Origin of the sequence: Treponema bryantii NK4A124, from assembly GCF_000421345.1 — a bacterium.
Taxonomy (GTDB): domain Bacteria; phylum Spirochaetota; class Spirochaetia; order Treponematales; family Treponemataceae; genus Treponema_D; species Treponema_D bryantii_B.
In genome coordinates, this window is record NZ_ATWV01000003.1 from 174,046 (window position 1) to 187,212 (window position 13,167).

The window sequence follows — 13,167 nt, forward strand, 5'->3', positions numbered from 1 at the left end:
ATGAAAATTAAACATCAGTTTATTATTCTTTCCTCTTTAATTACAACTATACCAATTCTCTGCTCTATTTTTGTTTTAATACATACTTACATGCATTCTCCAAACCGCTACCTTATGCAGGGCTCAGAAAAACTTCAATCTCAATATTTTTCAAATATTCCGGAAGAAGACAGAATTAACTTAAAAAAATCCCTGAAGCTTTTACCAGCAAATGTAGAAGCAATTCTTTTACAAATATCAAGCAGAAAAGTCTTGTATTCAACTATGGATGAAATTCAAGCAGATAAGTTTATGCAGAAAGGTGAAATCTGGAATTTTGCATCTGAAACATCAGATAAATACTTCTACCAGTTTACGCAAATACCGTCTAAAGAATCAGACACCCTGCTAATAACCCGAGTCCCGCAAAAAAACGTTTCTAATGAAAAAAGAATCAGAACTATTCTAAAAGTTCTGATGATAGTTATTTTTCTTACAGCAGTCAGTCTGGCATTAATAACCATTATTTCCAGAAATATTTTTAACAGCCTTAACAAGATTGAAAAATCAAGCAGTCAGCTGGCAGAAGGAAAACTTGATAAACCTATTACAAATAATATTTCAGCTGCAAGACAAAATGAATTTTCTACAATCATGCAGAGCCTGGAAAAAATGCGCTGCGAACTTATAGAAATGCAGGCTAGTAAAAACAGGTTTATGATGGGAATCAGCCATGATTTAAGAACTCCTGTAGCAGTAATAAAGGGCTATTCCGAAGCAATTATGGACGGCGTAATTTCTGATAAGGATGAAATTCAAAAATCCATGGAACTTATTGAACAAAAAACTTCCCAGCTGGAAGAAATGATTGATACCCTGCTCAATTACATGAAGCTGAACAATTTTGAAATAAAAGAGCAGCTGGTAAATAAATCTATCAGCAGACTTATAATTGATTTTTCAAAATATGCAGAGGTAACCGCAAAAATCTTTAAAAGAAACGTTCACACAAATATCGAATTGCCAGAAGATATTGAAGTACCTTTTAATGAGCAGCTGATACACAGATCCTTTGAAAATCTCTTAAGTAACGCCATCAGATATACAAAAGAAAATGATTTAATAGAAATTAACGCATATACAAAAACTTTAGATGATACTAATTTCATAATTCTTGAAATAAAAGATACAGGCTATGGCGTAGCAAAAAAAGACCTGGATTATATTTTTGATTTATTTTACAGGGGAACAAATTCCCGTCAGGAAGAAGGCATGGGAATTGGTCTTGCAGTTGTAAAAAACATTATGGATACTCACGGCTGGAAAATAAGCGTTGAATCACAGAAGAAAAAAGGCAGCTGCTTTACTATAACAATTCCATATTAAAGCGGTTCAGATAAAGCATACCTTCCCGGCTCATGGCATAAATCTCATCTCCGTCTTGCCCGGCTCTTTTTACGCAAAGCCCCTTTTTCTCCCAGTCTTCAAATAATCTCAAAAACTTTTCCGGCAGCCTTTCACCAAAAATCGACTCATAGTCTCTTGCCTTTATTCCCTGCAGTTTTCTAAGCCCCATCATAAAAAACTCAAACTCAGAGTTTTCTTTATCTATTATTTCCAAGTCTTGAGGTAAAGAAGGAGCCTCTGCCAGCGGTTCTGTCACCTGCTCCCAGAAGCTTATATAATCTTCAACATTTGTCGTATTAGTCCACCTCTGGCCGCTTCCATCTTCATTGTAAACAGTGCCGCAGGCAGCAGAACCACAGCCGGCATAGCCACCATGAGTCCAGTAAACTAAATTATGAGCACACTCTTTACCTTCGCGGCAGAAATTGGAAACTTCGTACCACTTATAATCCTGACTTTCAAGAAAGTCGCGGCCGCTCAGCCAGAGCTTATCAGCAAAATCAAAATCATAATCAAAAAGCCCTTCATTCAACTGGCTGCCAAAAGGCGTTTTTTCTTCAATCGTAAGTGAATAAAGGGAGATATGAGAAGGCTTATAAGAAACTATTTCTTCCAGACCTGCAAGCAGACTTTTTTCGTCATCACCTGGAAGACCTGAGATTAAATCATAAGATGTATCGCCTCTCCATTTTTCTTTTATCAATGAAAGGGCTTTTCTGTTTGTTGTCGAATCAGCACGACGGCAGGCTCTTTTTAAAGCAGCATCATTCATAGACTGAATACCACAGGAAAGCCGGTTTACTCCGCAGTCCCAAAGCCCGTCCAGCAGTTCTTCAGTAACATCATCCGGATTTACTTCTACAGTTATTTCTGCTGAGGGACTTAAATTGCAGGAGCTTTTTATAGCTGAAAAGATTTTTTTAAACTGATTTTTAGACAAGAGGCTTGGAGTTCCGCCACCAATATAAATTGTTTTTAAGCTATCTATTTTTAGTACTGTTATTCTATAAATTATTTCCTTACACAGTGCATCAATATAATCATCAGGAACCTTATTTCCCTTTGGTAGACTAAAAAAATCACAATATGCACATTTCGAAATACAAAAAGGAATATGAATATAAAGGGATGAAGGACTCTCGCTCATTAAATCAATTAAAAAAGTCTGAAATTAGTAAAAGGAAAATAACACATTAAAACTTTTGCATCTATTTCCTTACCCTTTATTGCTCCCCAGAGACGTGAATCATCAGAAGACTTTCTATTATCTGCAAGAACAAAGTATTCGTCATATCCAAGAGTAAGCTCATTGAATGAACCTTTTACACCAATTCCTGTATCCCAATCAGCCGGAGGAACATAAAAAGTTACATTGTAAGGTTCATTTACAATTTCAAACTCTGTAAGAAAATGCTTTTCTCCTGCCGGCTTTATATAAAGTACATAATCTCTCATATAAATTGTATCACCAGGCATACCTACAACACGTCTTATATGAGACTTTGAAGCAGGAAGTTCATTTTTTTCAAATAAAGAAAGCTGTTGTCCTGTAAAGAAGCGGATAAACTGATCTGCCAATTTCTTATATAAAGGATATGTCATTTGGTTACGGGCATTTAAGAGAACCACATCACCACGAGAATATCCACCGTTTACAGAAGATACCATTACAATAGATTTTTCAGGAATGTCTGGTATCATAGAAATTGAATTCTGGCGTACAGGATAAATTAAATAAGAAATTACAAGATTAATAAAGATATATAGACAGATAAAGAAGACAACAAGCGATACAGTTCGTCTGCGGCGTTCTTTTTTTATCTGATATGAAAATACTTCGATATTGCGGTTCAAAACATTCCCCTCGTTTTTATATATTATAAAGTATCAAAAATTTTATTTTCATACAAGTTAGATTTTTCTTTGATTTTATATAACGATAATTTGTAACCAATATGAAACTCAATTTTTATAGGTGGTAAAGCTAAAAATTGCTTTCGCAATTTTTTTAACGCTTTGCTATAGAAGGCCGACCCGCCAGCGGCCTTACACATTTTTTGATAACTTGAAAGCAATATCTTTATACTTTATAATATAAGGATATGGACGGCAGAAAGATTATTGCAGAAAACAGAAAGGCAAGATTTGACTATTTTATTGAAGATACTTACGAGTGTGGAATTGTACTTGAAGGAACAGAAGTCAAATCTGTAAAAAATGGAAATATCTCATTTCCTGACGCTTTTGCTGAAATAACAAACGGCGAGGTATGGGTAAAAAACTTTCACATTTCTGAATATTCTTTCTCTTCTATATTTAATCACGATCCGGACAGACCAAAAAAACTGCTTTTACATGCAGATGAAATCAAAAGGTTAACCAGACGTGTTGATGAAAAAGGCTGTACCCTTATTCCGTTAGATTTTTATCTGAAAAACGGACGTGTAAAAGTTACACTGGGTGTTTGTAAAGGTAAAAAAATGTACGATAAAAGGGCTGCAATTAAAGACCGTGATGTACAGCGTGACATTCAGCGTGAATTTGCAGGAAAACTGAGAGGTTGATTTGAGGAATAAAAAGATTTCTCTTAAAAAATCAATAATCATTTCATTTATTCTCTTTTTTATACCACTATCCCTGCCAGGACAAAGTTACAGCATAGATTATTACGGTATAGTTTCAACAGAAATTGATGCAAACATGTCTAAAATGACAAGCGACCTTTACTATACCCAGCTTTCCGAAATCAATAATTTTTCCGTTTCAGATAAAAGAACTACTCCAAGCCTTACAGAAAGGCCGGATGCATCCTCTTTTTCAGACGGAAAACTATCTTTCTTCACCTTTATTACAAAAGATTCTTCTTCGGACAAATGGATAACCACCTATTATGTAGTTGATAAAAACAAAAACGAAGAGCATTCAAAAAAAAAGACCTATGATTCCTTCTATAAAATATTAATGGAACCAAAAGATGTTCTTAAAAATACAATCAAGCAGCTTATAGAAAACGATACATCCGCAACTTCCATAACGGCTTCTATCCAGAATCCGGTTTCATCAGGCAATGCAAAAATCGCTTCCACAGAAGAGCTTTCCGGCACCTGGGGAGGAGAAGAAAATATCAATAAAATTGTAATTATGAGAGGCGGAAGAGGCTTTGTTATTTTTAACAACGGTGCTTCCATGAATATAACCGTAGAACTTTCCGGATCAGATGACAACAAAATGGTAGTCATCACTCAAAAAGCTAATTCAAATGCTTCTTTTTACCCTGAATTAAACCGTACAGCTGCACTTTCAGCGGCAGTATCAGCAAAACCTATAAAATGGACCCTGGCTTTAACTGATAATAATACCCTAAAGGGAAGAAAAGATACTCTTTTACCTGATGGAGACAGTTATAAAGAAGGAAGCGTAAACGTTATCTGGACAAGACTTAATTAAAGAAGATTAAATCTGAGGAATATCATAAACAGGAATACCTGTTACAATCGGTTTTTTGTTTTTTCCTATTATAATATTTCCACGACTGATATCATATAAAAAGAAAATCAAAATAAAGAGTAAGGCAAAAACAAATCCCACTATTTTACATATTTTTTCTGATATGAATTCCGGTTCTTCGTGACGTAAAACAGTGCCTGTATCATACAAAGTTGTCTGTGCGGGTCTGAGACCAGTTATTTTAACAAGTTTCTCACCTTCACTTACATAATCAAGCTTATGAGCATAAGAGGCAATTACTGCTCTGTCATTTTGTAAAGCAGCAAGTTCAAGGGAAAGTTCGCTGTTAATATTCTGGATATCAGCTGTCTGACGGCTTATAATCCGCTTCTGCTCTTCCATTTTGTTATAACAATAAAGACTATTCTGTCCAAACGTCATAGAAAGAAGAACGTAGACAAAGGTTCCGAAAAATATTGCTGCAAGATACTTGGCACGATTCATAGATAATTTTAATATCGGCAATAATTTCTGTTTTCTGAAATGAAAAGATGTGTTATAATAAAAAAAGAATATAGTAAATACTTCTATTTTTTTCAGGGATATATGCCGATATATAAAATGTACAAGTATATTACTATCCGAATGAGAGGAGCTATATGAGTAAATCTGATGACAATACAAATGAACTTGAGAGTTATGGTGTCTGGGTAAAGAATTCAACAGGGAACAGCGCTAATACCGAGACCCCTGCAGACCCATCGGATGAACTGAATCTTGATGCTGGTGGCTTGGATTTACCTGATTTCGACGACTCCGACTTTTCCGATATGTTTAAGGAAGAACCTCAGGGTGCAGATTCTGCTTCCATGGATGATTTCGGCAATGAAGATGACACAACGCTCAGTACAGATGAGCTTGCAAATATAACAGACGGCTTTGAAGTAGAACAGGTTGAAGCTCCGGAAGAAAGTGGAGACCTTGATTTAGGAGATTTTGATATTCCTGATTCAAGTGAATCAGAAGCTGCCGGCGAAGAAAGTGATACAGCTGCTGAAGTAGAAGTTTCTGCAGAAAGCAGCGGCGATGAAGAAATTTCACTTGATGACTTTATGGACGGAGGCTTCTCTGATGAGTCTGTTGCTGCCGGAAATAACGGTTATGAGCCTGGTGCTGAACCTGCAGCAGCCGCATCAAATGAAACTGAAGAGCTTTCTCTTGATGACTTTATGGATGGAGATTCTTTTGATTCTGCTCCTGAAAGTCCAAAAGAAACTGAAGTTATTGAAGATGAAGCACCTCTTGATATGGATATAAGCTTTGATGATTCAGCAGATACTGTTGAAACAGAAGACAATGTTTCTCTTGATATCACTTCAGATGAAGATGATAACGATTATGACACAGAAGAATCTGAAGAAGTAGAAACCGAAGAAGTTTCAATGGATGACTTTGGTTCAAGCTTTACAGCAGAAGAAACTTCTGTTCACACTCCAGATACTTCTTCTGAAAATATTAATACAGAAGATGTTGATCTTTCAGACTTTGGTATTGATGCAAATGCAGAAGAGACTCCTATCGTACAGGATGTTGAAGAAGCCAAGAATAAAGAGAAGATTGTTGATTATGATCTGACTGTTGGCGACGAAAACACTGCATCTGCACCAGTTGTTAATGAAATAAAAACTGATGCTGTAGAAGAAACTGATGAAGTTATTCCTGAAGAAGCACCTAAGAATGAAAATTCTACAACTGTAGACAATTCACTTTTACAGCAGATTGTTTCTGAGCTTTCAAATCTCAAAGATGAACTGAATAAGCTTAAAACAAACCTTGAAGAAATTAAAACTCAGGAAAATACAGTTAGTCCTGCTGCAGCTGTTGCTGCCGGAGTTGCCGGTGTAGCCGCAGGTGCTGCGATTGCCGCTGCAACAAACGAAGCAGATGAAATTCCGGAAGCAAAAGATGAAGGCGGATTCTTCAGCGGTGATGATGAAGATGAAACAATTGCCCTTTCCTTCGATGAACTTGACAACATCATGAATACAGCTGAATTCAGTGATACTGTTGAAGCTGGAACTACAGATGAAAACGAAGATACAGTTACTGAAGAAGCTGCTGTAGAAGAGTCTGTTGTAGAGGAACCTTCTGTAGAAGAAAGCGAAGAGCCGGTTATTGAAGAGAACTCTGTAGAAATTGAAGATACAACAGAAAATACTGAAACAGAAGTTCCTTTTGAAGAAACTGTAATTGAAGACAGCACAACAATAGAAGAAGTTTCAGATAATCCTGATGATACAGTAATCGATGAATCTATTATCTCTTCTGAAGTAGAAGCAGATGAAGTTGAAGATGAAACATCAGATATTGAAACTGATATTGAAAATGCAATTTCTTACGAAAAAGACACTTCCCTTGATGACATTAACTTTGAGGAAGACCAGTCAGATAACTTCGATTTCACTTCTGAAGAAAAACTCGAAGAGCCTAAGATTGACGAATTCATTCCAGACGGAAATGATGAGCTTTATGAAAATGAAGAGCTTCCTGATGAAATCTCAATTCCAAAAGAAGACGACCTTCTTGTAGAATCAACTTCTTCAGACTTTATGGATTCTGTAAAAGAAACAACCGAAGAAGAGGATACTGCTACAGAGTTTGTTGCAGATGAAACTGATGACGTAGATACAATTGATTTACCTTCAGAACTGCCAGACTCAATTGAAGAAGAAAACATTGTTGAAGAAGATGTTGTAATTGAAGATGAGCCTGCAATCACAGAAGAGACTGTAGTTGAAGAAGAGCCGGTAATCGAAGAAGAAACCGTTATTGAAGAGGAACCTGTTATCGAAGAAGAAATCAAAGATGACGACATTCCTACTGTAGACAAGGTTCTTAATGATGAAGCAGTTGAAGAAGAAACAACAGTTGAAGAACCTGTAATCGAAGAAAGCAATGTAGAAGAAGAAGCAACTTCCGCTGCTTCATTTGCAGAAGTTGACAATCTCGACAATACCCTTTCTGAAAGCAACCTTGCTTACCTTGATAATTCAGCAGGCGATAATGCTTCTGATAATATTGCAAACGCAGACCTCAAACAGGATATAAAGTCAGTACTCCTTTATATGGATCAGCTGCTTGAAAACCTTCCTGAAGAAAAGATTGTTGAGTTTGCTAAGTCAGATGAATTCGTAACTTACAAAAAGCTTTTCTCAGAATTAGGACTTTCTTAATATGGGGCTTCTTTCGCGAGCAAATAACCTGGATGAAATTAAAAGTAATCCAGGTATTTCTTTTTCTGATTTCATAATTAAACATTCCTTAAAAACCTGTGCCCTTCTCGAAAAAAAAGATTCAGATTACAAAGTATCGGATAGCATTGGTTTTGATGCAGAATCCATTCTTTCTGCAACTTCAACTTCAGATTTCTGGGATGGAATCTGTAAAAACTCGGGTCAGATATATACATTTTCAAATTCTGATAACAGACAACTGCTTCAGTTATTTTCATTTAACATGAAAGACAATCTGAAAGACCTTTCCGTATACAAAAACTCAGCCGGTAAAATTATTATCTGTGCCGGAAGTCTTTCTCAGGCAGCTGCAAAAGATTTTGAATCAATTAATACCCAAAGACATAATAATAACATTCTTAATCTGAATCCTCTTATCAAAGAAAACACTGTTGTCCTTTTGCTAAAAATTGATTTTTCAGAAGCAATTAAAAGTTTTTATATTTCAGAAAAAGACAAAATTTCAGATTTAGATTTCTTTACAAAAACTTTAATGAATGAGTTATACAACCGCTTTACCTGCAGATATAATATTCCAGATACAACCCTGCAGATAAATCCTTTTGTATTAAAATCAGTATTTATAACTGATAAAGAATATTCCTTAGAATTAATTTCTCATCATATAATTCTAAATCTTAAAGAAGTATTAAATAATCATACTGACTATATTCAAATCTGCTTTGCCGGTACTGCAGATTCATGCGATAAAATTCAATCCTTTTTACAGGCGGAATAATTTTGAAGATAACAATTCAAAAAGCTAAAAATGGAGAAGAAACAGCACTTGTCGAAAATCATTTTCTCCATTCAAATTATTCTCCGGTAAAAGAAGCAGAAAGATTTACACAGGCTTTAGTTTTACCTTATGCAGCATCAAAAATCATAATTACAGAACCTGGCCTTTCTTATATTCTTCCTTTTCTAAAAAACAAATTCCCGGGAAGTAAAATAGGAGCAATCCGTTATTGCGACAGCTTTAATAATTATAATAAAGATTTTGATTTCATCTTAAATTATTATGAGCACAAAGATTTAGAAACATATCTGGAAAGTATTTTTACAGAAGAAGAATTACTGACAACCTTTTTCACTCCCTGGACTCCATCATCTCAGGTATTCAGTGACATAGATAAAGAGGTCTGGACTTCCATAAAAAATGCTCTCTACCGTTCTAAAACCTTATTAATAACAAGACAGTATTTTGAAAAAAAATGGTTTTTAAACAGTCTGATTTTTTTTACAAATTGCCAGAATATTACAAGTTTGACAGAACCTGTAAATAAAGACATTCTTATAATATCTTCAGGGCCAAGCCTTTTACCTTTCATTGATTACATAAAAAATAATCAGAATAAGTTTTTTATTTTATGTCTTTCTTCGGCCATTACTGTTTGTATAAAAAATGGAATAAAACCTGATTTATGCATGTCTACAGACGGCGGTTACTGGGCTTCGGAACATTTAAAAGTTTTATATAAAAAGGAGATACCGCTTGCAATGCCTGCAGAAGGATATTGTAAAAAATCTCTTTTGCAAAAACTTACCGTTTTACCTCTGAATTACGGAGACGGCTTTTCCAATGATTTATTTACATCTGTAAAACTTAAAGCAATGAAAGCTTACAGAAATGGAACAGTAAGCGGCACTGCCCTTCTTTTTGCTGCAACTTATTTTACAAAAAACATTTACCTTTGCGGACTTGATATGGCCTGTCAGAAAGGTTTTCAACACGCTCAGCCAAATCAGCTGGAATTAAATTCCTGTTTATCTGATAATCGTATTAAAAGCAAATCCTTAAGATTATTCAAATCTGAACTAACTAACGATAGTCTGGAAATATATAAAAACTGGTTTATAAATAATCCATTGAAATTATCAAACCGGAATGTATTCAGACTAATTGAAGAAAAAGACAGAAAAAACTCACTAAAATGGATTGAAGATATCAACCTGAAAGATTTTTCTAATTTAACAAAAGACCTGACCTCTTATGAAAAAGATTTCTTTACTGCTGAGCAGATAAACATTCAAAAAAAAGCAATATCAGATTTATTAAAAAGAAAAGACATAACAGAAAGCTTAAAAAAACAATTATTTCCTTTAGATTATGTACAGTTGGCTCATGAACCTGAAAACACAGAAATTATTCAAAAAATAAATAACGAATGGGAAAAGATAAAAATTAAGGCCGGTAATCTTATAAATGCAGATATATAAAGAATTTATTACAGCAAAAAATGGTTCTCAAATTCCGGTTTTTCTAAACGGTAAAACCATGGAATCCCGCTATAATCCTGAAAGAGAAGCAGAAAGTCTTTATAATTCAATTAATGAAAAATATAATTTTTTCCTTGTACTTGGAATCGGAAGCGGAACCTTCATTAATCTTTTAAGTCAAAAAAATCCGTTTGCAAAAATAATTGCTCTTGAATTATATCAGGATGACATTAACTTTTTATTACAAAATGAAAACCTTAATAAGCTTTCTAAAAATCCTTTAATCTCATTATGCAGTCTGGAATCTTTAGAGCAGACATTAATTCAAAATTATCTTCCTGCAAAATATGGAAATCTTAAAATAATAGAACAAAGAGCCTGGGTAAATGAAAACTCTGCTTTCACCGTAAAAATAAATTCAATACTGACAAAAACTCTCGGAATTATTTCTGCGGATTTTTCCGTACAATCTCATTTTGGCAAAATCTGGACTTCAAATATTATTAACAATTCAAGGCTTGCCCAGAATTATTCTCCTTCAAATAAACTTGAATCAATATTAAAAGAAAATAATAAAACGGCTCTTGTAGTTGCTGCAGGTCCAAGTCTTGATGACACCCTTGAGTTTTTCAAAAAAGAAACTTCAGACAAGTACTATATTATTTCCACAGATACAGCAGGACTTGCTCTCCTTAAGCGAAATATTATCCCGGATCTTATTGTATCTATTGATGCTCAGTCAGTTTCATATAATCATTTCATAACAAATAAAGACTGTAAAAATACTTTGTACGCCTTTGATTTATGTGCAAACTCTTCGGCTGCAAGACACCTGCTTGAATCCGGAAAAGACCTTTTCTTTTTCTGCTCCGGTCATCCCCTTTCATCTGCTATAAACGAAAGCAACAATTTTCAGCTGCCGGATTTTTTTTCCGGTGCAGGAACTGTAACTATTACAGCATTAGACATAGCCCTTAAGGCAGGTTTTAAGGATATTCTGATTTTGGGAGCAGACTTTTCTTACTCCAAAGGAAAAGCTTATACATCAGGTACTTATCTGGATTCCCTATATAATAAAGTATCCACTAAGCTTTCAGAATCTGAGCAGATTTTTTCTAAACTTATGTTCCGAACGGAATTAAAGGAAACAGAAAATAAAAGGAAAACAACACAGATTCTTGAAGCTTATAAATTTTCACTTGAAAAATACCTGACAGATAAAGGAATAGCATTTACTAAAACTGATGATATTTATAAATTACACTGCCCTTCTAATAAAGCTCTTTTTTCAGCTTCAAATGGTAAAGCTTTTTCACTAGAATCCTTTATTTCAAAAATCAAAAGTATGAAAATAGATGAAGTTGAATTATTATTACTGCCTTATGTAGCCTGGTTACGGAATAACAAAGGCTATAAAAACTTTGAGTATAAGGAATTACTTAAACTTGCTTTAGACTCTATTGTAAGTTATAATATATGATATGAAAAATCGATTTATCGTTATTTACACAATTTTTGCATCAGCAGTTTTTATTTTTGCAATAAGCTTCTTTGGCTTTAATCTGTTCAACGAATATAAAACAAACCTTGAAAAATCAGATAAAAAATTTACAGAACTTGTAAATGATATACGTACCTTAAGTTTTAACCAGGAAGAAAATACTGCTGCCTACTCAAAGGGCATTAAAGACGCCGTAGGAGATTCAGGAGATTATTCTTATATTCATGTACGCCGTAATAACGAAACTGTCGTTTTATACCCTTCTGGAAAAAGCAAAGAAGAAACCCTTTCAAAATTAACTAAAACTTTTAACAGCAGTCTTACTGTAAACAAACAGTCAGTTTCAGTAGAGTGTAATATTTATTTAATAAGGCCTGATTCAATTTTCTATTTTGCACGTATTTCATTTCTAATGATTTTGATAATTACAATCATAACTATCATTATGATTATTTATCTGAACATTTCTGAAAATACATCTGATGTAATCAGTTTCGACGAAGATTCAGAAGATTCTTTTGCAATTGATGAAAATGAAATGGAAACTGAAGATAATTCTGAACTGGATTCAGAAGTAATTGAACAGTCAGAAAATGATGATGTTGATGAAGAAGTTCACGAAGATGGTAACGAAGACCTTACTGCTGCTCAAACAGATAACGATGAAACAAAAGAAGCTGCAGAAGATTCAGAAAGTTCAGGTGAAAGAGAACATGCAGAAGTTACACCTGAAGAAGTAAAGGCAATTCTTTCTGAACCACTTACAGATGAACAGCTTGCAAATGAACCTGCAAAACTCCCTGTAGATGAAGTAAAACCAGAATCACCATCCGGCTTGTATAATTCAGAAACAGGCATCAGCTGGGAATCATATCTCTCTACAAGACTTAATAACGAAATAGACAGAGCAACAGCTTCTGAAATTGACCTTTCACTTTTTATTATTAAACTTCCCGGCATTCTTAAAAACAGTGAAGTTTTCAAGAATGTCTGCAACTATCTTATAATTCAATTCCAGTTTAAAGATCTGCTTTTTGAATATAAAGATGACTGCATTGTAGCAATAAAAATCAGTATGAATGTTGATGAAGCATTAAAGCTTGCCGAAAAACTTCACAGTGACATCAGAAACATCATAAATAATAATGACTGCAGAATTGGTATTTCGTCACGTTCAATAAGAATGGTTGGCGGAGACCGTCTCATAATGGAAGCAGAACAGGCTATCGAACATTCAGACCAGTCTTCTCCTGTTATAGCCTTCCGTGTTGACTCTGAAAAATACCGTCAGCTTATGGAAGCTAATCAGTAGAAGAAAGT

Annotated in this window: 11 protein-coding genes; 8 read left to right on the plus strand and 3 right to left on the minus strand. The window is 34.5% G+C overall.

What is annotated here, in order from left to right; genetic code table 11:
* Nucleotides 1-1,365 carry a HAMP domain-containing sensor histidine kinase gene (locus G626_RS0103955; RefSeq protein WP_022931499.1) on the plus strand — a complete coding sequence of 455 codons (1,365 nt, stop codon included), beginning with the start codon at nt 1-3 and terminating at the stop codon, nt 1,363-1,365.
* Here the strand turns inward: G626_RS0103955 and hemW are convergent.
* Together hemW and lepB are read right to left on the minus strand one after the other, a co-directional pair.
* On the minus strand, nt 1,346-2,533 hold the full coding sequence (hemW, locus tag G626_RS15330) for a radical SAM family heme chaperone HemW (RefSeq protein ID WP_022931500.1): 1,188 nt from the start codon (nt 2,531-2,533) through the stop codon (nt 1,346-1,348). The two genes, G626_RS0103955 and hemW, sit on opposite strands and share 20 nt — an antisense overlap.
* Nucleotides 2,534-2,541: 8 nt before the next feature.
* On the minus strand, nt 2,542-3,240 hold the full coding sequence (gene lepB / locus G626_RS0103965; RefSeq protein ID WP_022931501.1) for a signal peptidase I: 699 nt from the start codon (nt 3,238-3,240) through the stop codon (nt 2,542-2,544).
* A 248-nt stretch (nt 3,241-3,488) separates the two neighbouring features.
* On the opposite strand from lepB, the gene smpB reads away from it, so the two are divergent.
* Both smpB and G626_RS0103975 read left to right on the plus strand, forming a co-directional pair.
* Nucleotides 3,489-3,950, plus strand: coding sequence for an SsrA-binding protein SmpB (gene smpB, locus G626_RS0103970; RefSeq protein WP_022931502.1), 462 nt, complete (start codon nt 3,489-3,491; stop codon nt 3,948-3,950).
* Nucleotide 3,951: 1 nt separating this feature from the next.
* Nucleotides 3,952-4,833, plus strand: a complete 882-nt coding sequence (locus tag G626_RS0103975) for a TP0183 family DNA metabolism protein (protein WP_022931503.1) — start codon at nt 3,952-3,954, stop codon at nt 4,831-4,833.
* Nucleotides 4,834-4,839: 6 nt separating this feature from the next.
* Here the strand turns inward: G626_RS0103975 and G626_RS15335 are convergent, their stop codons facing one another.
* Entirely contained in the window at nt 4,840-5,337 is a 498-nt protein-coding gene (locus G626_RS15335) for a septum formation initiator family protein (protein WP_022931504.1), read from the minus strand.
* 155 nt (nt 5,338-5,492) lie between these two features.
* Between G626_RS15335 and G626_RS0103985 the strand changes: the two genes are divergently transcribed.
* Genes G626_RS0103985 through G626_RS17255 form a run of 5 tightly spaced genes read left to right on the plus strand, consistent with a single transcriptional unit; the run spans nt 5,493 to nt 13,159 of the window.
* Nucleotides 5,493-8,066, plus strand: coding sequence for a midas domain-containing protein (locus tag G626_RS0103985; RefSeq protein ID WP_022931505.1), 2,574 nt, complete (start codon nt 5,493-5,495; stop codon nt 8,064-8,066).
* A gap of 1 nt (nt 8,067) precedes the next feature.
* Nucleotides 8,068-8,865, plus strand: a complete 798-nt coding sequence (locus tag G626_RS0103990; RefSeq protein WP_022931506.1) for a hypothetical protein — start codon at nt 8,068-8,070, stop codon at nt 8,863-8,865.
* A 2-nt stretch (nt 8,866-8,867) separates the two neighbouring features.
* Entirely contained in the window at nt 8,868-10,346 is a 1,479-nt protein-coding gene (locus G626_RS0103995; RefSeq protein WP_022931507.1) for a 6-hydroxymethylpterin diphosphokinase MptE-like protein, read from the plus strand.
* Complete coding sequence (locus G626_RS0104000; protein WP_022931508.1) at nt 10,333-11,826, plus strand: motility associated factor glycosyltransferase family protein; 1,494 nt, start codon at nt 10,333-10,335, stop codon at nt 11,824-11,826. Before G626_RS0103995 ends, G626_RS0104000 begins: the two co-directional genes overlap by 14 nt.
* Before the next feature lies 1 nt (nt 11,827).
* Complete coding sequence (locus G626_RS17255) at nt 11,828-13,159, plus strand: nucleotidyl cyclase domain-containing protein (RefSeq protein ID WP_022931509.1); 1,332 nt, start codon at nt 11,828-11,830, stop codon at nt 13,157-13,159.
* Nucleotides 13,160-13,167: the final 8 nt, after the last annotated feature.

Excerpts from the sequence above, each read along its gene's own strand:
- G626_RS0103990 (WP_022931506.1), top strand. The coding sequence starts at position 8,068 with ATGGGGCTTCTTTCGCGAGCAAATAACCTGGATGAAATTAAAAGTAAT.
- G626_RS0104000 (WP_022931508.1), top strand. The coding sequence starts at position 10,333 with ATGCAGATATATAAAGAATTTATTACAGCAAAAAATGGTTCTCAAATT.
- G626_RS17255 (WP_022931509.1), top strand. The coding sequence starts at position 11,828 with ATGAAAAATCGATTTATCGTTATTTACACAATTTTTGCATCAGCAGTT.
- G626_RS0103955 (WP_022931499.1), top strand. The coding sequence starts at position 1 with ATGAAAATTAAACATCAGTTTATTATTCTTTCCTCTTTAATTACAACT.
- hemW (WP_022931500.1), bottom strand. The coding sequence starts at position 2,533 with ATGAGCGAGAGTCCTTCATCCCTTTATATTCATATTCCTTTTTGTATT.
- G626_RS0103985 (WP_022931505.1), top strand. The coding sequence starts at position 5,493 with ATGAGTAAATCTGATGACAATACAAATGAACTTGAGAGTTATGGTGTC.
- G626_RS15335 (WP_022931504.1), bottom strand. The coding sequence starts at position 5,337 with ATGAATCGTGCCAAGTATCTTGCAGCAATATTTTTCGGAACCTTTGTC.
- smpB (WP_022931502.1), top strand. The coding sequence starts at position 3,489 with ATGGACGGCAGAAAGATTATTGCAGAAAACAGAAAGGCAAGATTTGAC.